Genomic DNA, 22592 nt, shown 5'->3' with positions numbered 1-22592 from the left:
GACCGTCCTCCCGACGATCCGGCTGAAGTATCGATGGTTTCCGTTAAGCGCCTCTTTAAGCGAGCCTATTCCGTTGCGCGGCCAGGTGATGCAGCACGATGCCACTGGTAGTTGCGACGTTCAGGGAATCGAACCCGCCGGCCATCACGATCCGAACTCCCTGCGCCTCCGCGAGCACGGCGTCCGGCAGGCCGGGACCTTCGGCTCCGAACAGGACGGCGACCTTCGGCCCACGGCGCAGATCGGCCAGTTCGACCGCGCCTCGAGGGGACAGGGCGAGGGTCTGAAACCCGGCGCAGCCAAGGCCGGCCATCAGGGCCGTCGCATTGCCGGCGCGCGCGAAGGGTATGGTCAGGGCTGCGCCCACGCTGACCCGGATCGCCTTGCGGTAGAGCGGGTCGCAGCAGGTGTCGTCCAGCAGGACCGCAGCCGCGCCGAATGCCGCCGCGTTGCGAAAAATTCCGCCCATGTTGTCGTGATTGGCGATGCCGACCAGACCCACGACCAGCGCCTCCGGCGGCATGCCTGCCAGCAGCGTAGCGGGGTCGCGAGCCGGCCGGCGGCCCACGGCCAGGATGCCGCGGTGGATGGGAAAGCCCACTACCTCGTCCATGGCCCCCTGCCCCGCCGCATAGACCGGCGTGCCCGCTGGCAGCCCCGCAAGAACCTCCGCCAGGCTTTCCAGCCGAGCCTCGGTCACCAGGACGGAGGCGATGGCCTCCGGCATGGCGGCCACCGCCTTTTCCAGCACGACCCGCCCCTCGGCGACGAACAGGCCATCCCGACCGGCGAGGTCACGCTCGCGGACCGCGCGATAGGCCTCCAGCCGCGGATCGCCCGCGTCGCGGATGCGGACGATGGTCGGCAAGCCGCTACCAGACCTTCACGCGCTCGCCCGGCGCCAGGTACAGCGTCTGGCCCGGCTTCACGTCGAAGGCCGGATACCAGGCGTCAAGGTTGCGCACGGTCAGCGCCCGCCACGGGCCCGGCGAGTGCACGCCCGTGACCACCATCCGCCGCAGGGTCGGCTCGCGGAACTTGGCGCGGTAGTTCTGCGCCCAGCCGAGGAAGAACCGCTGGTCGGCCGAGAAACCGTCGATCGTCTGCGGCGCGGCGCCCTTGAGCGAGAGCCGATAGGCGTCGTACGCCGCCGCGAGGCCCGCCACGTCGGCGATGTTTTCGCCCAGCACCTGTTCGCCGTTCATGTGCACGCCGGGCAACGGCTCGTAGGCGCTGTACTGGTCGGCCAGCTTGCGGGTCTCGGCCTTGAAGCGGGCCATGTCCTCCGGCTCCCACCAGTTCTTGAGGTTCCCGTCCTCGTCGAACAGGGCGCCCGTGTCGTCGAATCCGTGACTGACTTCATGGCCCATGACCCCGCCGATGGCGCCGTAGTTCACCGCGGCGTCCGCGTTGGGGTCGAAGAACGTGGGCTCAAGGATCGCCGCGGGGAAGATGATCGAGTTCTGGCTGGGCGCGAACAGCGCGTTCACCGTCTGGGGCGTCATGAACCACTCGGTCCGGTCGACCGGTTTGCCCAGCTTGACCAGGTTGCGCCGGTACTCGAACAGCACCCCGCGACTCCAGTTGCCGTAGGCGTCGCCGGGGATGATCGACAGGCCGGAATAGTCCCGCCAGCGATCGGGATAGCCCACATAGACGCGGAAGTTCGCCAGCTTGGCCTTGGCGCGCGCCTTGGTCTTGGGCGTCATCCAGTCCAGAGCATCGATCCGCTGGCCGAAGGCCTTGAGCACGTTCGCGGCCATCTCCTGCGCCTGGGCCTTGGCCTGTGGCGAGAAATGGCGCTCGACGTAGAGCTTGCCGACGGCCTCGCCCAGGGCGTTGGAGGTGAAGTCCACGCCGCGCTTCCACCGTTCCCGCTGCTGGGGCGCGCCCGACAGCGCCTGGCCATTGAAGGCGAAATGCTCGTCCACGAAGGCCTTGGAGAGGTAGGGCGCGCCACGTTCGACCGCGTGGAAGGCCAGGTAGTCCTGCCAGGCCTGGATCGGCTCGGCGCCAGCCAGCTTCGCCATCCCGGAAATGGCGCTGGCCTGCCAGGCGCCGAAGCGCGACTGATCCGCCATGCCGGCCGCGCCCAGGAACGCATCCCAGTCGATCCCCGGCGCCTTGGCGGGCAGTTCCGCGCGGGTCCAGACAGTGTTGGACCTGGCCACATCGGCGCTCTGATCCACGGGGACGTGGATCCTGGCGATGGCGGTCTCCAGGGCCATCACCCGCTGGGCCCTGGCCTCGACGTCGGAATAGCCGGCCAGTTTGAGCATCGCGGCGATATGGGCCACGTACTTGCCCCGCAGCTCGACGAAGCGGGGCGTGTCGGCGAGGTAGTACTCGCGGTCCGGCATGCCTAGGCCGCCCTGCATGAGATAGGGTCGGTAGATCGAGGTGTCGTCCAGGTCCTCGGCGATCCAGACGCCGAAGGGCCGATCCGTGTAGAAGTTGGTCGCGTTCAGGGCGTCGGTGTCGGCGCGGACGCTGGCGCCCAGGATGCGCGAAAGGTCCGCGCGGGTGCGGATGGCGGCGATGGCGTCCAGTTCGGGCTTCAGCGGCGCAGCGCCCAGGGCCTCGATCCGGGCCTCGTCCATGAAGCTGGCGAAGTAGTCGCCGATCTTGCGCGCGTCCGAACCCTCAGGCGCCCGGGCCCGGGCCGAGTCTTCGATGATTGCGCGCGTCCGCGTCGCCGCCGTCTCGCTGATCACGGCAAAGCTGGTCAGGCTGGAGCGGTCGGCCGGAATCTCGGTGCGGTCCACCCATTTGCCGACGGCGTAGCGGAAGAAATCGTCGCCGGCCGCGACCGATGTATCCATGCCCGAGACATCGAAGCCGAAACTCCCGACCTGGGCCTTCGCGGCCGCCGCCGGGGCCGGCGCGGGCCTGGACTGCGCCCAGACGGCGGTGGCGCTCGCCGACAGAAGTACCGCGGCCGACGCTGCGGCGAACCAGGACAAGCGGACGATCATACGGGTGAAGCTCCCTGAAGCGCGGGCCAGCGCCACGCTCTGTTTGCGCCTGCATACCCCGGCGCAACGTCCGTTGCGGGTTACAGGTTTGTCATGGTCAGCGGTCTTCGGCGCTGTCCCGCACCCGGACGATGAGCGATTGGCTGGCCGTGGCCATCAGCTCGCCGTCCTGGGCATAGAGGTGCATGGCGCCGTGGCCGAAGCCGCCGTAGACGCCGCTGATCCGGATGTCGCACAGCACCCAGTCCGTGGGCACGATCCGCCGGATCCGTAGGGTGTTGTCCAGGCTGTTGCCGCCGGCGTTCTTGCCCAGCGCATTGCCCACGCCCTGGGGTACGAAGTCGGCCATGACCGCCAGCATGCTGGCGTCGATGGCGAAGCCTTCCCGCGGCCGGGCCCAGAGCAAGGTCCGCCCGTCGGGCTCCGGATTGCCGATCCGTTCCACGCCCGAGCGGCCCTTGGCGATCCGCACTTCCATCCGGCTGTGCAGGCCCTCGGTGGCCGCCCGCCAGTGGTTGCTGGGCTCGCAGTCCTCCGGCGGCGGCACGGCCGGGGCCTCGGACCACTGTCCGGAGATGTCGCTCGGGCGGCTGCCGAGGGCGGCGCTGACCGAGATGATCTCCTTGTCGTCCACGTGCCCCTTGGTGTTGGCCTGGGTGTTGTACTTGCCCTGGACCGGGGCCCAGACGTCGATGTCGACCACGCTGCCGGGGCGGGCGAAGCCCAGGTACTGCGCCGTCGCCCAGATCAGCGGGCGCCCCGTCGTCCGCTCCAGCGCGGCCACCGCGGAAGCCATGCCGACGCCGCCGAACATGAACAGGCTGCCCGGCGGCCCGACGCAGATCGACGGGTCCACAGGCAGGTACCAGCGATGCGGATTGTGCGTGGGCCGCAGGTCGAAGAAGAGCTTGTCCATCGCTCCTCTGAAAGCGCGTCGCCGTAACCGATGCAAGGCCCGCAGCCTCGCTGCGTGCACAGGTAGATCGCACACGCATGGCGCGAAATCACTCACATCCTCCTAACCAAGAAGATTAAGCGTGAGGTGACGGGCGCCGTTTACCCTGTGGGCCAATATGTTCGAACGGCCCCTCTCGCTGCCGGCCCGGTCGGCCCTTCCCCGCGCCCTCTACGCGCCGGTCGGCGCCGCCATGGGCGCCGTCATGCTCGCGCTCTCGCTCAGCCCGCTGACGGAGCCGTTCCTGGCTCGGCTGCTGCTGTTCTACGTCGGCACGGCCGCCGCCTACGCCCTGATGCCCTACATCCGCCGCGGCGACATCCCGCTAGTAGCGGCGTGGGTGGTGCTGCTGGCCGAGCTGGCGCCCTGCGTGGCTGGCGAGATGATCTCCCCCATCAAGGTCACCGCCGACGTGCTGGGCGTGGCGATGGCCGCCGGGCCGATCTATGTGGCGCGGCTGCGACAGGTCCAGCAGGGCGACGTTCGGCCCGGCGGACGCCGGGCCACCGAGGCCGCCTAGAAGTTCGCGCGACTAGAGATCGCGCCGTCCACGACCATGTTGATGCCGGTGGTGAACGCCGACCGGGGACTGGCAAGGAACACCGTCGCCGCCGCGATCTCCTCGGGCGTCGCCATGCGGCCGGTGGGATTGCGCTTGATCATCTGTTCAAAGAAGTCCGGCATCCCGGCTTTGACCTGGCCCCAGACGCCGCCTTCGAAGAACACCGTGCCCGGCGAGACCACGTTGCAGCGCACCTTCTTCGGCGCCTCTTCCCGCGCCACGCCCTTGGCGAAATGGATGAGCGCCGCCTTCATCGCCCCGTAGGCGTCCGGCCGGCTTGCCTCCGCCGCCGAGATCGACGAGGTGATCAGGAAGCAGGCGTCGCCGCTCGCCGCGGCGGCCTTTTCCAAGTGAGGGCGAGCCGCCTCGAAGGTGCGGACCGCGCCCAGGATGTCGACGTCGAACATCGCCTTCCAGGTGTCCTCGCCGTTGCCGTTGACCAGGGCGCTGGCGTTGGAGACCAGCACGTCGATCCCGCCCAGCGCTTCGGCGGCCGCGCCGACGAACGCCTTGAGGGCCGGGCCGTCGGCGATGTCGACCACCTGGCCGAAAGCCTTCACGCCCTTGGCCTCCAGCGCCCCCACCGTCTCGGCGACCTGGTCCGCCTTGCGGGCGCAGATGGCGACGTTGGCGCCCTCGTCGGCGAAACACTCGGCGATCGCCCGCCCGATGCCGCGCGTCGCGCCAGTCACCACCACGGTCTTCCCCTTGAGCTGCAGGTCCATGCCGTTTCCCTTCCCTGGATTGCGGCCGGGACCCTGCCCGAACTCTCAGCCCTCGAACAGGTGCTGGTATCGCTCGCGCAGCAGGTTCTTCTGGACCTTGCCCATGGCGTTGCGGGGCAGTTCGCTGACGAAGACGATCCGCTTGGGCGTCTTGTAGGCCGCGAGCTGCCCGCGAGCCTCGGCGATCATCGCCGCCTCGTCGCCCTCGCCCATCACCACCGCCACTACGCCCTCGCCGAAATCCCGGTGCGGCACGCCGATGACGGCGCTCTCGACGACGCCGGGCAGTTCGTCCAGCACCAGCTCCACCTCCTTGGGATAGACGTTGTAGCCGCCCGAGATGATCAGGTCCTTGGCCCGGCCCGAGATCCAGACCCGGCCGTCGGGATCGCGGCGGCCTACATCGCCGGTGATGAAGAAGCCGTCGGCCGTGAATTCCTCGGCGGTCTTCTCCGGCATCCGCCAATAGCCCGAGAAGACGCTGGGGCCCCGGATCTGGATGACGCCGGTCTCTTCGCCCCCTCCGATGCGCAGCTCCACACCGGGCAGCGGATAGCCCACCGAACCTGCGATCCGCTCGCCGTGCAGCGGGTTGGTGGTGATGATCACCGCCTCGCTCATCCCGTAGCGCTCCAGGATGCGCTGGCCGGTCCGCGCCTCGAACTCCGCGAACGTCGAGGGCAAGAGCGGCGCCGAGCCCGAAACGAACAGCCGCACCCCTTCGGCCTTCGCCCCCGTGAAGGCGGGGTTGGCCAGGAGGCGGGTGTAGAACGTCGGCACGCCCATCATCACCGTGGCGCGGTCGAGGCCGGCCAGAACCTCCGCATCGGCGAACTTGGGCAGCCAGACCATCGGGCAGCCGCTGAGCAGGGCGCTGTGCAGCGCCACGAACAGTCCGTGGACGTGGAAGATCGGCAGGGCGTGCAGCAGGACATCATCGGCCGTGAAGCCCCAGGCGGCATGCAGCGCCAGGGCGTTCTCGGCCAGGTTCCCATGGCTCAGCATCGCGCCCTTGGACCGCCCTGTGGTGCCCGAGGTGTAGATGAGCGAGGCCAGGTCGTCGGCGGCGCGGGGCACGCTGTCCTCCAGCGGCGCAAACACGGCGGCCTCCGCGACCCAGGCCGGCGGGTCGGTGACGAACACCTTCGGCTCGGCGTCCTGCAGGAAGTAATCGACCTCGCTCGGCGTATAGGCGCTGTTGAGCGGCAGGAAGACGGCCCCGGCCTTGAGCACGCCCAGGTAGATCATGATGACTTCGGCGCTCTTCTCCGCCTGCAGGGCCACGCGGTCGCCGGGCTGGACGCCCTCCGCGACCAGCCGCCCCGCCACCCGCGCCGCGCCCGCTTCCAGCGCGCCGTAGCTGATCGCGCCGCCGTCGCTCAGGAGGAAGCAAGGCCTTGAACGATCCGCGGGGAAGCGCGTGGCCAGCAGGTCGTAGAGGTTTGGGGAGGCTTGCGGCATGGTAGCCTCCTAGCGCGCCGGAACCGCGCTTGCGATAGTCCTGCACATGACTCCCGACGAGGCGCTCGCCCGCATCCGCCGCTACGACGGCCGCCTGAAAGCCTTCGTGCAGGTGTTCGATCCGCCGCTGACGGGCGAAGCGGCCACGGGTCCCGTCATCGCCATCAAGGACCTGTTCGACGTCGCCGACGTGCCGACCGGCGGCGGCGCGCGCGTACCGCTCGATCCCAGCCCCGCGCACCACGCCGCGGTTGTCGAGCGGCTGCTTCAGGCGGGCTATGTGGCGGTAGGCAAGACCCACACGGTGGAGCTGGCCTACGGCGGCTGGGGCACCAACCGGGCGGTCGGCGCGCCGTGGAATCCCTGGGACTCCAAGGTGCATCGCGCGCCCGGCGGCTCCTCCTCCGGTTCGGCCGTGGCCGTCGCGGCCGGTCTCTGCGACGCGGCGCTGGGCAGCGACACCGGGGGCTCGGTGCGCATCCCGGCGGCGACCTGCGGGGTCGTGGGCCTGAAGCCCGGGCGGGGGCTGGTCAGCCTGAAGGGTGTTCATCCGCTTAGCCCCGCCCTCGATACGGTGGGGGTGCTGGCGCGTGACGTAGCGACCGCGGCGAGGGCTCTCGCGGTCATCTCAGGCCCGGACGGAGAGGCGGCCGTGCGCGGACCGCTCGACGCTGAGGCGGCGCTGGACACGGACGTCCGCGGGTACCGCCTGGCCGCCATCCCGCTGGAGGCGCTGGGCGAGGTCCATCCCGAAGTCGCCCGGCTCTACCTGGAGGCGCTGGACCGCCTGCGCGGCGCCGGCCTCGGCGTGGAGATGGTCGCCCCGCCCCAGACCCTGGACCACTCGTTCACGCCCAACGGCATGCTGATGGCCGGCGAAGGCTGGCGCATTTGGAAGGACCGGATCGAGGCCTACGGCGAGGTCATGGATCCCTGGATCGTCCGCCGGTTCGAGGCTGGGCGCGAGATCTCGGACGAACGCCTCGCCGAGGCCCATCTGCGCCGGGAAGCCGATCAGCAGGAATTCCACGCCTGGCTGGCGGACTACGACGCCCTGGCCTGCCCCACCTGCCCGATCCCGGCGCCGCCGATCGAGGCGGTGGACGAGACGGTCTCGCCGCTCAGCCGCCTTACCCGGGCGGCGAACTACCTGGACCTGCCGGCGATCAGCGCGCCCTGCGGCCTGACCGACGCCGGGCTGCCCGTGGGCCTACAGATCCTGGGGCGGCCGCGCGACGAGGCGTCCGTTGTGGCGCTCGGCGCCGCGTTCGAAAGGGTTTCGGGCTGGAACGGCCGCAGGCCCGACCTCGCGGGCTTCGGCTCCTAGGCGCCCCGCGTCGGGGCGCGCAGGGCCCGAAGCACGATCCAGCCGACCAGGGCCCACAGCGCGCCCAGACACCATCCGCCCAGCACGTCGCTGGGCCAATGAACGCCCAGATAGACCCGGCTGAAGCCGACGCCCACGACGACCAGCGCGGCCAGCACATAGGCCAGCGCCTTGCTCCGCCGCCGCGGCTCCAGGCTCGCGATCAGCATGGCCAGCGTCAGGAAGGCGGCGGTCGACATGGTCGAGTGGCCGCTCGGGAAGCTCGCCGAATAGACGTAGGCCTCATGCGGCACCAGGTCGGGCCGGGGCCGCCCGTACAGCATCTTGCTGAGGTCGCTCGACGCCCACGCCGCCAGCACGGCGCCGGCCATGACGAGCGCGTGGACGCGCTTGTTGTGGAACAGGAAGGCCAGGACCGACACGAGCGTGATGACGACCACCAGAGTGGTGCCGCCCAGCGCGGTGACGTCGCGGACCGCTTCCTCCACGTTGGGTGAGCCGATCGGGTCGCTGGGGTCGGCCGGATTGCGCAGCATCAGGATCAGCCGCCGGTCGACCGCGTCGATCTCGCCCTCGGCCATTTCTTCGGCGAGATTCAGGAACGTCCACAGGGCGCCGGCGGCAAGCGCAAGCCCAATGAGAACGCGCGCCTCGAAACGTTTCACGAAACGCCACAGGTGCGCGGGCGTCAGCCTCAACATTCCCGACAGGCTAGAGGCCCCGCCCCGTCGGGGCAACGGTCACACGGTCAGGACGTCGCTGCCGGCGGAGCGCAGGGTGTATTCCACCGCGGCCTGAGCGGCCGCCTGCGTGTCGTGCGCCCCATCGGCGACCGTCACGCCATCCTCGTCATAGACGGACCACCGCCACACGTCCGTGTCGTGACTGAGGGAATAGGCGAGAAGTCTTTCGTCACGCATACCCGTCCTCCGAAACCCAAGCGGGTCCAGAACTCGCAAGGTAGGCAAAGGGTTTCGCACTGCACAATAGAATTCGCGTGACGGCGAATAGCGCTCGCGTGGAAGGCGATCTAACCTTCGTCGAGCAAGCTCCTGCCCGCCTTTCGCACATCGGTGCAGCCGGTGAGGATCATGGCCACCGCCAGCTCGGCCCTGAGGACATCCAGCATCTTCTCGACGGCGGGCTGCCCGCCTGCCCCCAGCGCCCAGGCCCACGGCCGGCCGACGAAACAGGCCTTGGCGCCCAGAGCCAGGGCCTTGAGCACATCCAGGCCGGAACGGACGCCGCCGTCCATATAGACTTCCAGGTCCCCGCCCACCGCCTGAGCGATACGGGGCAGGGCCGAGATCGAGGACTTGACCCCATCGAGCTGACGGCCGCCATGGTTGGAGACCACCAGGCCCTGGGCGCCGGCCCGCACCGCGTCACGAGCATCCTCGGGATCCAGCACGCCCTTGACCACGATCGGGCCGTCCCAGGTCTCCCGCACCCAATCCATGTCCTTCCAGGTGACGGAGCGATCGAAGTTCCTGGCGATCCAGGCGAGGAAGTCCGTCACCCGCCGACCCTCGGTCACCGCGCCCTGCACGGAGCCCAAGGTGTGGGGGCGCCCATGGACGAAGACGTCCCAGGTCCAGGCGGGGTGGGTGATCCCGTCCCAGGCCTGGGTCAGGGCGGCCCGCAAAGGTCCGGCGCCCGAGAAGCCGGAGCGGATGTCCCGGTAGCGCGAACCCGGCGTCGGCAGGTCCACCGTGAACACCAGCACCGGCGAGCCCGCGGCCTTGGCCCGCTGCAGGAGCTCGCGCATGTAGCCCCGGTCCTTCAGCATGTAGAGCTGGAACCATGGCGGTACGCCGGTGGCGGCCACCTCCTCGATGGAACAGACGCTCACGGTCGAGAGGCAGAACGGCACGCCGGCCGCCGCCGCCGCCCGCGCCGCCCGGGTCTCGCCGCGCCGGGCATACATGCCCGCCATGCCGACCGGCGACAGGCCGACAGGCATCTTCAGGGTCTGGCCCAGGGTCTGGACCGTCATGTCGAGCTTGGTGGTGTCGCGCATCACCAGCTGGCGCAGCGCGATCACCTCCAGGTCGGCCACGTTCCGCCGCAGGGTCTCCTCGGCGTAGGAGCCGCCGTCGATGTACTCGAAGAAGATGTGCGGCAGCCGACGCCGCGCCAGCTCCCGATAGTCCGAGACCGAAGCCGCCTTCATATGGACCCTCCCCGCGGAGCGGTTGTGGAACCCACGGGCGCGGCGTGCAAGGGTCAGGCGCCTGTCGTCTCCGTGGCCGGGACCGCGGTCGCGGGCCGGGGACCCAGCACGATCCACACCTGGTGCGAGCGCGCCATCAGCCGCCCCTCGCGATCGAACAGGGCGGTGCCGGCGATCTCCTTGCGGCCGTCCTTCTGGATCGGCCAGGCAAGCACGACGTACTCTTCGCCCGCCTTGACGGGTGCGACCACCTCGCCGGTCATGGTGCCCAGGAGGGCGCCATGGCGACCCTCCTTCTCGACCCAGGCGAAATAGCCCGGGCAGTCGAGCGCGGCCCACACCACCTCCGCCCCCACCGTCCCGTCAGCGGCGGCGAAGTTGCGATGCGGCGTCCAGGTGCAGGCGACGACGCCCGCCTCCGCGCCCTCGAGCTGGCCGGGCAGCACACGCAGGCCATCGCCCTCCTCCCGCGCCGTGCCGCAGGTGAAGCAGATCGGATGGACGCGGTTGGTCAGGCCGGTATGGCGCTCTGCCGCCGCACGGGCCGCCTCCAGGCTCGGAGCCGGCGGGGGCTCGGGCAGCGCCTGCGTCGCCGGCCCGCCCTGGCCGATGACCGCGTCGGCCTCGCCCAGCAGGACATTGGCGCCGCCGCGCGCTTCCAGACTCAGCTCGGCATCCAGGGGTATCGGCGCGCGCAGGACCGCGGTCACCGGACCATCCAGTCCCTTGGAGAGCACCCCGCATACGTAGCCGCCGTTGCCGGAGTTCGGCGGGCCGCAGAATTGGCGGCCGATCGTGATCTTGCTCAAAGTCGAAGCCCACACGTTCAAAGGATCAAATCAATCCGCCGGATTTCCCACGCTGACGCGACGCAAGGGAAGCCAAAAACCTCATCCCGGCGTTGGACGGGGCCAAGGGTCGCGCTAAAGGGCATGTGACAACCGCCCCGGCGGAATCGGACACCTTCGACGGAGACTATCGGTGAGCGACCGGATCGAACGACCCTGGGCCCTGATGCGCCATCACGCGGGCTGGGCCGACGTGTTCCACATCGACAGCGAGACCGCCGACTCGATCACCGGCTTCTATCCCGATCGCGAGACGGTGGGGCCGCCGGTGAACTACTCCACCCGCGCCGTCCTGGCCCGTTTCGGTTCGCTGGAAGCGGCCCGGGAGGCCCGCGAGGGCGCGGTCCTGGAATGGCGCAAACACGACGCCGCGGTCCGTGAGGCCGAAACCAAACTCCGCGAGGCCGAGAAGCTGCGCGAGGATGCGTGGCTCAACTGCCTGCGCGACGCGGCCGGCCGTAGCTGATTCGAGGGATGGCCGGCCCCGACCGGCCATCCGCCCAAGCTAGAACCTGAAGCCCTTCGAGAGCGCCCAGGCGACGACGGCCGCCAGGACGACGCCCACCGCCAGCCGCCACGCCGGAGCGCGGGCCAGGCCGGGATCGCTGGGCAGCGTCCGTTTGCCGGTCACCATGGCGACGACCAGGTTGGTCCGCTTCCAGATCCAATAGAACAGCACCGCGGCGACGTGCAGGGCGACGAGCGCCTGGAGCACCCGGAAGCTGAGCTCGTGCCATTCGGCGATCTGCCGCCCGAGATCGAAGCTGACCCGGTCCGACAGCGGCCCGCCTTCGAACGCATCGATGTCCACCGCGAACAGGCCCGTGCCCACCTGCACCAGCAGGACGGCGAGGATGGCGAGGACGCTGAGCGCGCCGAGCGGGTTATGCCCCGGCGTCGCCGTCGCCTCACGCCGCCCCACGGTCGCCGCATAAGCCGCCACCGCCCTGGGCCCCTTCACGAAGCTGGAGAACCTGGCCGCCCCGCCACCGGCGAAACCCCAGTAGATGCGGAACACCACCAAGCCGATGATCGCGTAGCCGCTCCATCGGTGCCAGTTCATGTGGTCCTCGGAGGCCCACCAGGAGAACGCGATCAGGACGACCAGCAGCCAGTGGACGATCCGCACGGGACCGTCCCACAGCCTGGCTCGGACGCCGCCCGAAGGCTCGGCCACGGCTAGTCCTTCTTCTCTTGGCGGTACTTGTCGTGACAGGCCTTGCAGGCGCCGCCGGTGGCGCGGACCTGCGCCTTCACGCCGTCGATGTCGCCGGCCGCCGCAAGCTGGTTCAGCTTGGTGGTCTGGGTCTGCAGGTTGGAGGATGCGGCGGTGAACCCGGCGGCGTCGCGCCAGACCTCGGGCTTGGCCTCGCTCATCGGCCTGGCTTCCACCCCGCTGCCCCGCGGGAACCACGTCGGAAGCTGGTTGGCCAGGCCGGACAACGCCCTGGCGTTGGAGGCCACCACCGCCTTGTTCGGGTCGCCCTTCCGGAGCTCGTCGTTGAGCGCCTTGAAGTTCGCGCCCATCTTCCGGAAGTTCTCATGGCGCGCATAGGCAGCCTTGGTGGCCGGACTGGCGTTGGCCGGCAGCTTGTCGTCGTGGGCGACGGCCCCGCCCGCCGCCACAGCCGCGCCGACGCCGACCGCGAGGGCCAGCGCCCACCCTTTGCTCACCGCCCACACCATGCCGCTCTTCCTTCTTGGCCTATTGATGCGGTCGAGATTGAGGGCCTCAACGCTTGGCCGTCAACGACTTCGGCGCGGACTTGACCGGCGCGCCGTCCGCCTGCGCTTCTCCCAGCAAGGCTGCGCAGTTGGCGTCCTTCGCCAGGCCGGGATCGATGAAGGGCAGAATAGCGGCCAGAGGCGACAACAATGACCCCAGCGTCGCCGCGGCCCCGCCCTGGGCCAGCGCCGCCCCGGGCTCCACGCCCAGCTTGGGCGCCATTAGCGGCCCCTTGGCCGTGACGGGCAGCAGCACGCGCACCAGGCGGAACTTCTTGTCCTGGCCGCGCAGGCGCAGGTCCATCCGCTCGGTCGCCAGGTTCACCGAGCCCTTGCCGGTCACCAGCACCGGCCCGGTGTCGAACACGATGTTGTTGGCCCGCATCACCCCGTCGCGCGTCTCGAAGTGGGCCACGCCACAGCGTATCGGCGTGGTGTCCCGCTTGTTCAGCAAGCCCAGCCCCTTGACCACGTTGACGCCCATCAGCTCGGCGAAGGCCTTGCGGATCTCGCCGCCGGGCGCCACGACCATCACCTCTCCGTCGGCGCTGGCGAACGCCTTGTGGACGCTGTTCCCTTCGCCCGTCAGCCTGGCGCGGCCGACCAGCGATCCGGTCAGGGCGGGCGCTCCCTGGAACTGGACCGGGATCAGAGTCTCGATACGCGAGTTGGTGAGCCGCAGGTCGAGGTCGGTGACCGGCGTGGCCTTGCGGGCATCCAGGTTGACGTGCCCGCTGACCTGGCCGCGCGGCAGGTCCAGCTTCAGCGGCTGGGCCCGCAGCAGCCCGTCCTCAAGGCGCACCCGCACCGAGCCGGCGTTCAGCTTCACCGGCGCGTCGCGGATGGACGCCGCGCGGTAGCTGACATCGGCGTCCATCGCCCGGATGCGGCTGACGTCGAGGGGGGCGTCGGGGAGCAGGCGCTGCTGGGCCTTCATCGTGCGTGCGATGGCGGCCTGCTCGGGCGAGACCGTCTCGCCGGGGCCCACCTTCGGCGCCGCGCCGAAGAGCGCGCCCAGGTCGTCCCAATCCAGGCTCTGCGAGCTGAGGTCGGCCTTGAGGAACGGGCGATCGCGGCCGGTATCCACCGACACGTCGCCGGACAGATCGCTGTCGCCGACCCGACCGCCAAGGTTGTCGATCTTCCACAGGAGCCCGTCGCGCGAGAGCCGGCCGCGCAGGCTGTAGGGCGGCGTGTTGGGCAGGGCCACGCCGGTCAGCGGGAACAGCTGGGCCATGTCGGGCCCGCGGGCCGTGGCGTTCATGTGGAAGCGGCCCATGTCGAACGGCTTGGGCACCGCGCCGCGGGCGGTGACGTAGGTCTGGCCCGCCCGCAGGTCGATGTCGAAGGGATACGGCTTGTCGCGCTCGATGTTCAGCAGTGGCCCGCCGACCACCTCGGCGCGGAAGGGAGCGCCGTTGATCGTGCCGCGGCCGGTCAGTTCGAACCCGCGATTGTCGGCGCCGAGCCGTTCGCGGGCGTTGATCGTGCCCTGGAAGCGGACGTCGCGCTGGGCGTCGAGGTACTTGAGCTGGCCGTCCCGGATGATGAACCGCTGGATCGGCGGCAGGTTCATGGGCGCCTTCACCCGCCCGTCCGAGAAGTCCCAGTTTTTGCGGCCCCTTGCGTCGGCCAGCAGGCTGAAGTTGGGCCGCTCCACCGCCAGGACCCGGATATCGGCCTTGCCCCATAGCAACGGAACCAGCCGCACACGGACCCGCAGCCGGTCGATCGTGCCCATCTTCCCCTGCCCCGCCCAGGCGGGATTGGCGATGGAGATGCCGTCGACGGTGGCGCTGGGCCGCCAGGACCACAGGTTGACGTTCAGGTCCCCGGCGATGGTCACCTCGCGATGCATCCGCGCCGAGGCGATGCGCTCGAGCGGCCCGCGGAACCAGTTCCAGTCCCATATGAGGATCAGGATCGCGATCGCGACGGCCACGACCGCCAGGATCCCACCCGTCCACCCCAGGGCTTTCTTCGTCGGTGGCGTCAGCTTCGGTGGCCTGAGCCGCGCAGACCTGAGCCGATCCCTGAAGGGGCGGCGGGCGCCCGGCCGGGGCGGCGCCTTGCGCCCGCGGGGCGGCGGGGCGGAGGGAACGGGTTGCTGGCTCACGGGCGCTTCAACGCGCCGCGCACCGGTCCGTTTCGCCGAAAATCTAGTGACTTACGCCACGCGCCGTCAGGGCCGCCCGCGCGGTGGCCAGGATGATCGCCAGGTCGAAGCCAAACGACTGGCGCTCCAGGTACTCGCGGTCGAGCCGCACCTTCTCCGGTATCGGCAGTTCGTCGCGGCCGTTCACCTGGGCCCAGCCGGTCACCCCGGGACGCAAGCGCTCGACCCCTGCCTCGGTACGCAGTTCGATGAGGTCCTGCTGGTTGAACAGCGCCGGCCTTGGGCCCACCAGGCTCATGTCGCCGACCAGGACGCTCCAGAGCTGCGGAAGCTCGTCCAGGCTGGACTTGCGCAGGACGCGCCCCAACGGCGTGACCCAGCGGTCCGGGTCCTCCAGCAGGTGCGTGGCGACGTCCGGCGTGTCGGTCCGCATGGAGCGGAACTTCGGCATGGCGAATTCGCGGTTATGGCGCCCTACGCGCCGCGACCAGTGGATGGCCGGCCCCGGGCTCGTCAGGCGCACCGCGAGCCCGAGCGCCAACAGGACGGGCCACCCTAGGGCCAGCCCAGCCAGCGCCACCACGATATCGAACGCCCGCTTCGCCACCCGCCGTTGTTAGCCTCCGGCGGGCCGCCGCGCCACGTCAGGCTTCGGCGGACGGCGCCTTCTTGCCCCGCGGCCTCGGGGTCGGCTCGCCACCGACGGGCGCCGGCTCCTCGATCACGGGCTCGGGGACAGCCTCGAGCACCGGCTCGGCGGCCGCTTCGAGCGGAGCGGGTTCGGCCACCGGCTCGGTTTCCGGTTCGAGGGCCGGGACCGGAGCAGTCTCCATCAGCGGACTGATCGGCGCGGATTCGCCGCCCACGGCCGTCGGCGCGGCTTCCAGCAGCGCCTCGCCGGCGTCCTCCAGGACCTCTTCCGTCGCTTCAGCCAGCGCTTCGACCACCTCGACGGCCGGTTCGAACAGCGGCTCGGGCGTGGGCAATGCCTTCGCGGCGCCCATCAGCGCTTCGAGGTTCACGGGTCGGGCCCATTGGGTCATCCACCAGTAGGCCAGCCCGCCGGCGGCGGCGGCCCCGAAGTAGCTCCAGAGCGGCGAGGCCACGCCGACCAGAAGCGCCGGGCTCACGCGGGGTTGCGGGATTTCGGGAAGGTCGAAGGACGCCATGGAAGAATTCCTTGCGGCACGGAATTGTGCGTCGCAACATAACACCTACGCTGGCTTCGCAGTTGCGAAATTATTGTGGCGAAAGGCGGTAGACCCGGGCGCCCCCGCCGGTGCCCAAGACTTGCGCGGTCCAGCCGCAGATGACGGCAAGCGGCGCGGTCAGGTCGGGGCCGCCCATCGCCACCAGGGCGCAGCCGTTCATCTTCATCGGGTCGCTGAGTGGCCGCATCCGCGTCTCCGCCACCAGCATCGGGGCGTCGACCTCGTCCTCCAGGTCGCGCAGGAAGCTGTCGAGGGTCTCCAGGTCCTTGATCGGCAGCCAGACCAGTGCCTGGGCGCCGGGGTTCTTCCGCCGAAGCGCGGCCAGGGTCTCCACGATCCGGCGGTAGTCGTCGGGCTTCTCGAACGGCGGATCGACCAGCACCAGGACCCGCCCATCCCGGGGACATTCCGCCACCGCCGCCACGTAGCCGTCCTGGTTCAGCGTGCGGACGTTTTGGCGTCCGCGCAGCGTCACGCGCAGGGCGTCGTGCTCGTCGGGCCGCAGCTCGCAGGCGACGTAGCGATCGGCCGGGCGCAGGGCCTCGGCGATCAGCCACGGCGAGCCCGGGTAGCGCCGCACGCCGCCGTCGGGATTTAGGCCCTGCACCGCCCGGATGAGCGGCGCAAACTCGGGCGGCGCGTCCGTCGCCGCCATCAGGCGCACGATCCCGGCTTCGGCCTCCCCCGACTTCTTGGCCTCGCCGCCCGCCAGGTCGTAGAGCCCGCGACCCGCATGGGTGTCGATCACGGTCAGCGGCGGGCCCTTGGCCGTGAGGTCGGCCAGCAGGCGCAGCAGGCCGGCATGCTTCACCAGGTCCGCGAAGTTCCCGGCGTGGAAGGCGTGGCGATAGTTCAAGGCGATCCGGAGGTTGAGGGAGGAACCGGCGTGGCCATACCACGTTGCCGCAGCTCCGGTGGAGGGCTGGGATGCCAAGGGACATGAACGAGACGCCGGTCCCCGCGGGACTGACCTACGTCACCGACCAGGACCCCGGCCTGCGCCGCAGGGCCGCGCGCGGAACCGGCTTCAACTACGTGGACCCGGACGGCAAGCCGGTCACCGACGAGAAGACGCTCGACCGCATCCGCGCCCTCGCGATCCCGCCGGCCTGGACGGATGTGTGGATCAGTCCGCGGGCGAACGGCCATATCCAGGCCACCGGCCGCGATGCGCGGGGCCGCAAGCAGTATCGCTATCACCCCCGCTGGCAGGCCGAGCGCGGCGCAGGCAAGTACGGCCGCCTGCTCGCCTTCGGCCGGGCGTTGCCCCGCCTGCGCAAGCGGGTGGAGGAGGACCTCGCCCGCCGTGGTCTGCCCCGCGAGAAGGTGCTCGCCGCCGTGATCCGCGTGATGGAGATGACCCTTATCCGGGTGGGCAATGAGGAATACGCCAAGACCAACAAGAGCTTCGGCCTGACGACGCTTCGCGACCGCCACGCCAAGGTCGGAGCGACACGCGCGGTGTTCGAGTTCAAGGGCAAGAGCGGCAAGGTCCACCAGACCGGCTTCAACGACCGTCGTCTCGCCCGCGTGGTGAAGGCCTGCCAGGATCTGCCGGGCCAGCGCCTGTTCCAGTACCTCGACGAGGACGGCCAGCGCCGGGCGGTCGAGAGCGCCGACGTCAACGCCTACATCCGCGAGGCCATGGGCGACGACTTCTCCGCCAAGGACTTCCGCACCTGGGCCGGCACGGTGGCCGCGGCCCGCGCCCTCACCATGCCGGAGTGCGCCGACCTGTCGGCGGCCAAGCGCAACGTGAACACCTGCGTCAAGGCGGTCGCCGGGCTGCTGGGGAACACCGCCGCGGTCGCCCGCAGCGCCTACATCCACCCGGCCATCCTGGACGCCTATGCCGAGGGAAAGCTCGACCTCAAGCCCGGCAAGGAGGAGCGCGCGTTCGAGCTTGCCGTACTGCGGTTCCTGGAGGCGGCCCGCTGACGTGGCGGCAGTCTCGCCGCGTCTAGTAACCGCGGCTATGGTGATCGCCGATAAGGCGCGGGCGAACCGCGCTGTCGGAGGATTCCCATGCTCGCCCCGCGCCTGCGCTTCGGCGCCTTCATCGCGCCCTTCCACCCGGTGGAGGAGAACCCGACCCTCGCCCTCGAACGCGACCTGGAACTGGTCCAGCACATGGACGCGCTCGGCTTCGAGGAAGCCTGGTTCGGCGAGCACCACTCCGCCGGCTACGAACTGATCGCCAGCCCCGAGATCTTCATCGCCTTCGCCGCCGAGCGAACGAAGCACATCCGGCTAGGTACGGGCGTTTCGTCCCTGCCCTATCATCATCCGCTGATGCTGGCTGACCGGATCAACCAGCTGGACCATATGACCCGCGGCCGGACAATGTTCGGGGTCGGGCCAGGCGCCCTGATCTCGGACGCCCGCATGATGGGCATCCCGCCGGAAGCGCAGCGCGACCGCATGGACGAGGCGCTGGAGGTGATCGTCCGCCTGCTGCGGGGCGAGGAGGTCACCCACAAGTCCGACTGGTTCGAACTCTGGCAGGCGCGCCTGCAGATGACGCCCTACTCGCGGCCCTCGGTCGAGATCGCCGTAGCCAGCCAGGTCTCGCCCACGGGCGCCCGCGCGGCGGGCCGGCACGGGTTGGGCCTGCTGTCGCTGGGCGCCACCGGCACGGCGGCCTTCAACGCCCTGGCCTCCAACTGGCACATCGCCACCGAGATGGCCGGCGACCACGGCAAGACCATGGACCGGTCCGCCTGGCGCCTCGTTGGGCCCATGCACATCGCCCCAACCCGCGAGCAGGCCATGGAAGAGTGCCGGTTCGGCCTGGACAAGTGGATCTACTACTTCCGCGAGATCGCCAACCTGCCGGTGGTTCCCGAGGGGCCCGATCCGGTCAAGGCGCTGGTGGAGAGCGGCACGGCCATCATCGGCACGCCGGATGACGCGGCCGCCCGGATCCAGCAGCTGGTGGACCAGAGCGGCGGCTTCGGCGCCTTCCTGCTGATGGACCACAACTGGGCGCCCTGGGAGGCCAAGAAGCGCAGCTACGAGCTCTTCGCCCGCTATGTCGCGCCGCGGTTCCAGCAGCTCAACGACAACCGGGAAGCCTCCATCGCCTGGGTCGGCGGAAACAAGGCCGAGTTCACGGGCCAGACCATGGCCGCCATGGGCGCGCGCATCGCCCAGCACATCGCCGAGAAGGGCGCCGCCGACATCCGCCCCGAACTCGCCGCTCTGGTCGGGGCCGCAGCGCCGCCGAAAGCGGACTGATTGTCCACCCCGGAAGCGGACTGGTGAAGCTTTCACCGGTCCGCTAACGCTGGTCCATGGACCTTCAGGCCTATTTCGACCGCATCGGATTCAAGGGATTCGCCCGCCCGGACCTGGCGACCTTGCGCGCCCTGCACCGCGCTCACGCGTTGGCCGTCAGTTACGAGAACCTGGACGTCCAGCTCGGCCGGCCGCTCACGACCTGTCCGGCCGCGGCCTTCGACAAGATCGTGCGGCAGGGCCGCGGCGGCTGGTGCTACGAGATGAACGGGGTATTGGGCGCCGTTCTTGAGGCCATCGGGTTCAAAGTCACGCAGCTGGCGGGCGGGGTGATGCGCGAGCTGCGCGGCGACGAGGCGATCGGCAACCATCTGGTTTTGCTTGTCGAACTGGATGGCGAGCCCTGGATCGCCGACGTGGGCTTCGGCGACGGGCCGCGCGAGCCTTATCCACTGCGCGAAGGCGCCTTCGCCTGCGACGGCTACGACTTCCGGCTGGAGCAGATCGGGGCTGGCTGGTGGCGTCTGCAGAACCACGCCAACGGCGGCGCGCCCAACTTCGACTTCACCCTGGACCCGGCCGACCCGGCCCTGCTGGCGGCCAAGTGCCACGAGCTCCAGACCTCGCCGGCCTCGGTCTTCGTGATGACCGCCATCGCCCAGCGGCATACGGAAGGTGAAATTCGCATGCTTCGCGGCCGCGTGTTCCGGCGGATCACGCCTACGTGGAAGACGGACCTGCTCCTCGACACCGCGGATGACTTCATCGCGCTGCTGAAGCGCGAGTTCGACCTGGACCTGCCTGAAGCGGCCGAGGCCTGGCCGCGCATCCTCGCGCGGCACGACGAACTGTTCGCGCCCCAGCCGGCCTAGAGCGCAATCCACCGAAGCGGAACCCGGTTCGGCGAAGAGATTGCGCTCAAATCAAAGGGATGGAGCTGTGTTGCGCCGACGCGCGAGCACGCCGCCAAGGAGGGCGGCGACACCTGCGGCAAGCAGCGACAGGGCGAAACGGACGGTCAGCAGTTCGGCCAGCGGAACCATCGGCAGGCCGCTGAGCAGGTCGAGCGCCGCGTAGGCCACCCACATGGTGGCGGCGAACGCCACCGCGTCCCGCGCCGGGCGTCGCCGACCCAGCACCCAGGCCGCAACGAACATGAGCAGCACGCCGCCCACCGGGCCCGAAACGGCGCCGATCTGCGGCGCGAGCTGGTTGTAGTAGGCTTGGTCCCGCCGCGGCTCGACCAGCATGGCCCACGCGAAGATGATCGCTGTCGTCGCCAGCAGGTTCAGCGCCAGGACGGCCAGCGCGGCCAGCACCGCCTTGCCAAAATCCGCCGGTTTCATGCCACCCTCCCCTTTCGGGGCACGGTAGCGCCGCTAACGGCGGTAGGTGAAGCCGATCCGGAAGGTCTGGGGCGCGGAATAGCTCTCGACCCCATCCGCCGTCTCGCCCACCTCGATGGTCGCGTCGAAGAGGTTCTCGGCCGCGAGGTAGATCTCGGCGTGCTCGGCGACGCGCCAGGCCGCCCGCGCGTCCACCTGCACACCGGCAGAGAGCCGACGGCTGTTCAGGTCGTCTTCCCACCGCGCGCTTTCGTAGCGAACGTCGCCGCTCAGGGTCAGGGCGTCCAGCGGCTGGAAACGCAGCCCGCCGGTGACCGTCCACTTCGGCGTCTGGGCCGGGCGCAGCCCCGTGAGTTGCGGCGTGGCCGTCCCGCCGTCCACCTCCGCGTCGGTGTAGGCCGCAGCAGCGCGCCAGCCGAGGGCCGCGCCGATGTCGCCCGAGGCCTCGCCTTCCAGCCCCCAGGCCTCGATCTCGCCGGCGTTGCGCCGCTGGCGCAAGGTTCCGCCGGCGGGGACGAAGCCGGCGACAGGGAACGTCCCCGGTCCCACGCCGACGGTCACGTTGGCGATCGGGTCCTTGAGCAGGTTGTAGAACGCGCCTGCGGACCAGCGGACCGACGCGGCGGTCCCGCCAAGGCCCGCCTCGATCCCCCGCAGCGTCTCCGGCTTCAGGGTGGGGTTGGCCTCGGTGATGTCGTTGCCCACCCGGAACGGCCGGTGCAGCTCATTCAGGGTCGGCGCGCGGAACCCAGCATAGGCCGCGGCCCGCAGGTAGAGGTCGTCGCTGAACGCATAGCGCAGGCCCACGCGGCCGGTGGGCGTAGTGTCCGAACGATTCGGCGAGGCCTGATCGAGCGTAACGGCGCCCGTGGCCGTGTCGCGCTCGATGCGGACGGCGTCGTAGGCGCGCGAACGGTCCAGCCGCAGGCCGCCGGTGAGCAGCCATGGCCCCTCGTCGAGGGCCGCCTCGACGTAGGCGCCGGCCACCAGGGTCTTGCCGCCCGCCTCGCGGTCGCGCGTGAAGGCCCCGTTCATGAAGCGGAACCGCTCGTGCTCGGTCCCGTCGGCCAGGCGCACGTCGGCGCCCACCTCCCAGTTGAGCGGCCCCCGCCGGCCCTGCCAGGCGGCGTTCAGGCCATAGCCGGTGGCGGGGGTGCTGTACTGGTCGTTGGCCGGCGTCGTGGCGACCCGGCCCGCCGCAACCGCCACCGAACTGTTCTCCAGGTCGCTCTTGCGAACCCAGCCTTGCAGCCGCCACCCGCCGACGCCCTCTGCAGCCGGCTGCGCCAGGGTGAGCGCCGCCGACAGTCCGGTGCTGTTCGAGCGCGCGCCTCGCAGGCCCGCTTCCTGGTTCACCTGGAAGGCCGAGACGCGCGCCGCCGCCTGCACGTCCCCCAGTTCGCGCTGCAGCCGCACCGCCACTGAGGCGTCGTCGAGCCGAAGACGCGTGTCGGCGGCTCCGCGCCGCGCGCCGCGCACCGCGTAGTACCCGTCCGTCCTGGACCCGGCGGCCGTCACCAGCACGCCCGGGCCGCCCGCGACCACCGCGGCGCGGTAGCTGCCGCGCTCGCCGCCGGAAACGTCGAACATCGCCAGGCCCTGTGGCGTCGCCCGCTCCTCGAGGGCCACCACGCCGGTCAGCGCTCCGGCGCCATAGGGGCCCGCGCCGGCGCCCCGCACGACGGTGGCGCTCTCGATCCCCTCGGACGGCAGGCCGCTCCAGATCACCCAGCCGCCGAACGGATCGTTCTGCGGCGCGCCGTCCAGCGTCACCAGCGCGCGGCCGGCGCCGGAGGGCGCAATGGCCCGCAGCGACAGGCCCTGGGTCGTCGGGTTGGCCGCGCCCGAGCCGGTGCGACGGAAGAGCGACACGCCCGGGGCGCTCTTCAGCGCCTCGTCCAGGCGCGGCTCGCCCCGCAGGGCCTCCGGCG

23 protein-coding genes are annotated in these 22592 nt (G+C 70.4%); 6 read left to right on the top strand and 17 right to left on the bottom strand.

Translation table 11 applies throughout. The annotated features are described in order from the left end of the window. Positions 1-55: 55 nt before the first annotated feature. The 3 genes from AX721_RS22030 to AX721_RS22020 form a co-directional block, all read right to left on the bottom strand. Positions 56-868: an RNA methyltransferase gene (locus tag AX721_RS22030; RefSeq protein ID WP_068878119.1), complete on the bottom strand. Its 813-nt coding sequence runs from the start codon at positions 866-868 to the stop codon at positions 56-58. Between the two features lie 4 nt (positions 869-872). Next, positions 873-2975 carry a M13 family metallopeptidase gene (locus AX721_RS22025; RefSeq protein ID WP_068878118.1) on the bottom strand — a complete coding sequence of 701 codons (2103 nt, stop codon included), beginning with the start codon at positions 2973-2975 and terminating at the stop codon, positions 873-875. A 97-nt stretch (positions 2976-3072) separates the two neighbouring features. Then, a complete protein-coding gene (locus AX721_RS22020) occupies positions 3073-3891 on the bottom strand; it encodes an acyl-CoA thioesterase II (protein ID WP_068878117.1) in 819 nt (272 codons plus the stop codon). A gap of 157 nt (positions 3892-4048) precedes the next feature. Here AX721_RS22020 and AX721_RS22015 point away from each other — a divergent pair, with 157 nt between their 5' ends. Continuing rightward, the gene (locus AX721_RS22015; protein ID WP_068878116.1) at positions 4049-4450 is read left to right on the top strand and encodes a hypothetical protein; all 402 of its coding nucleotides are present in this window, start codon (positions 4049-4051) and stop codon (positions 4448-4450) included. Here AX721_RS22015 and AX721_RS22010 read toward each other — a convergent pair. Next, positions 4447-5217, bottom strand: coding sequence for an SDR family NAD(P)-dependent oxidoreductase (locus AX721_RS22010; RefSeq protein ID WP_068878115.1), 771 nt, complete (start codon positions 5215-5217; stop codon positions 4447-4449). The two genes, AX721_RS22015 and AX721_RS22010, sit on opposite strands and share 4 nt — an antisense overlap. A 45-nt stretch (positions 5218-5262) precedes the next feature. Beyond that, a complete protein-coding gene (locus AX721_RS22005; protein ID WP_068878114.1) occupies positions 5263-6678 on the bottom strand; it encodes an AMP-binding protein in 1416 nt (471 codons plus the stop codon). A gap of 46 nt (positions 6679-6724) precedes the next feature. Between AX721_RS22005 and AX721_RS22000 the strand changes: the two genes are divergently transcribed. Further along, positions 6725-8005, top strand: coding sequence for an amidase (locus AX721_RS22000; RefSeq protein ID WP_068878113.1), 1281 nt, complete (start codon positions 6725-6727; stop codon positions 8003-8005). On the opposite strand, the gene AX721_RS21995 is transcribed toward AX721_RS22000, so the two are convergent. From AX721_RS21995 to AX721_RS21980, 4 genes are all read right to left on the bottom strand, one after another. Next, the gene (locus AX721_RS21995; protein WP_197422675.1) at positions 8002-8670 is read right to left on the bottom strand and encodes a phosphatase PAP2 family protein; all 669 of its coding nucleotides are present in this window, start codon (positions 8668-8670) and stop codon (positions 8002-8004) included. The genes AX721_RS22000 and AX721_RS21995 overlap by 4 nt on opposite strands. Positions 8671-8745: 75 nt before the next feature. Next, positions 8746-8925, bottom strand: a complete 180-nt coding sequence (locus tag AX721_RS21990; RefSeq protein WP_068878111.1) for a hypothetical protein — start codon at positions 8923-8925, stop codon at positions 8746-8748. Positions 8926-9035: 110 nt separating this feature from the next. Then, positions 9036-10178: an L-lactate dehydrogenase gene (locus AX721_RS21985; protein WP_068878110.1), complete on the bottom strand. Its 1143-nt coding sequence runs from the start codon at positions 10176-10178 to the stop codon at positions 9036-9038. Between the two features lie 53 nt (positions 10179-10231). Further along, positions 10232-10987: a hypothetical protein gene (locus AX721_RS21980; RefSeq protein WP_068878109.1), complete on the bottom strand. Its 756-nt coding sequence runs from the start codon at positions 10985-10987 to the stop codon at positions 10232-10234. A 172-nt stretch (positions 10988-11159) separates the two neighbouring features. Here AX721_RS21980 and AX721_RS21975 point away from each other — a divergent pair, with 172 nt between their 5' ends. Then, a complete protein-coding gene (locus AX721_RS21975; protein ID WP_068878108.1) occupies positions 11160-11492 on the top strand; it encodes a hypothetical protein in 333 nt (110 codons plus the stop codon). 39 nt (positions 11493-11531) lie between these two features. Here the strand turns inward: AX721_RS21975 and AX721_RS21970 are convergent, their stop codons facing one another. From AX721_RS21970 to AX721_RS21945, 6 genes are all read right to left on the bottom strand, one after another. Beyond that, complete coding sequence (locus AX721_RS21970) at positions 11532-12203, bottom strand: cytochrome b/b6 domain-containing protein (RefSeq protein ID WP_068878107.1); 672 nt, start codon at positions 12201-12203, stop codon at positions 11532-11534. A 2-nt stretch (positions 12204-12205) separates the two neighbouring features. Beyond that, entirely contained in the window at positions 12206-12700 is a 495-nt protein-coding gene (locus AX721_RS21965; RefSeq protein WP_197422674.1) for a cytochrome c, read from the bottom strand. Between the two features lie 58 nt (positions 12701-12758). Continuing rightward, the gene (locus AX721_RS21960) at positions 12759-14723 is read right to left on the bottom strand and encodes an AsmA family protein (RefSeq protein WP_255373689.1); all 1965 of its coding nucleotides are present in this window, start codon (positions 14721-14723) and stop codon (positions 12759-12761) included. A 187-nt stretch (positions 14724-14910) separates the two neighbouring features. Further along, positions 14911-15474 carry a sugar transferase gene (locus AX721_RS21955; RefSeq protein ID WP_068878105.1) on the bottom strand — a complete coding sequence of 188 codons (564 nt, stop codon included), beginning with the start codon at positions 15472-15474 and terminating at the stop codon, positions 14911-14913. 37 nt (positions 15475-15511) lie between these two features. Next, positions 15512-16036, bottom strand: a complete 525-nt coding sequence (locus tag AX721_RS21950; protein ID WP_068878104.1) for a hypothetical protein — start codon at positions 16034-16036, stop codon at positions 15512-15514. A gap of 70 nt (positions 16037-16106) precedes the next feature. Beyond that, a complete protein-coding gene (locus AX721_RS21945; protein ID WP_068878103.1) occupies positions 16107-16934 on the bottom strand; it encodes a 23S rRNA (adenine(2030)-N(6))-methyltransferase RlmJ in 828 nt (275 codons plus the stop codon). 71 nt (positions 16935-17005) lie between these two features. Here AX721_RS21945 and AX721_RS21940 point away from each other — a divergent pair, with 71 nt between their 5' ends. The 3 genes from AX721_RS21940 (at position 17006) to AX721_RS21930 (ending at position 20187) form a co-directional block, all read left to right on the top strand. Continuing rightward, entirely contained in the window at positions 17006-18016 is a 1011-nt protein-coding gene (locus AX721_RS21940; protein ID WP_068878102.1) for a DNA topoisomerase IB, read from the top strand. An 87-nt stretch (positions 18017-18103) separates the two neighbouring features. Then, positions 18104-19315: an LLM class flavin-dependent oxidoreductase gene (locus tag AX721_RS21935; RefSeq protein WP_068878101.1), complete on the top strand. Its 1212-nt coding sequence runs from the start codon at positions 18104-18106 to the stop codon at positions 19313-19315. 56 nt (positions 19316-19371) lie between these two features. Further along, on the top strand, positions 19372-20187 hold the full coding sequence (locus tag AX721_RS21930; RefSeq protein ID WP_068878100.1) for an arylamine N-acetyltransferase: 816 nt from the start codon (positions 19372-19374) through the stop codon (positions 20185-20187). Between the two features lie 51 nt (positions 20188-20238). On the opposite strand, the gene AX721_RS21925 is transcribed toward AX721_RS21930, so the two are convergent. Both AX721_RS21925 and AX721_RS21920 read right to left on the bottom strand, forming a co-directional pair. After that, on the bottom strand, positions 20239-20661 hold the full coding sequence (locus AX721_RS21925) for a hypothetical protein (protein ID WP_068878099.1): 423 nt from the start codon (positions 20659-20661) through the stop codon (positions 20239-20241). Positions 20662-20694: 33 nt separating this feature from the next. Then, positions 20695-22592: TonB-dependent receptor (locus tag AX721_RS21920; RefSeq protein WP_369807992.1), on the bottom strand; the 1898-nt coding region annotated here is incomplete at its 5' end.

The sequence above is a fragment of the Phenylobacterium sp. CCH9-H3 genome (assembly GCF_001557235.1).
In the GTDB taxonomy this organism is placed as follows: domain Bacteria; phylum Pseudomonadota; class Alphaproteobacteria; order Caulobacterales; family Caulobacteraceae; genus Phenylobacterium.
This window is presented reverse-complemented; position numbering and strand designations above follow the sequence as displayed.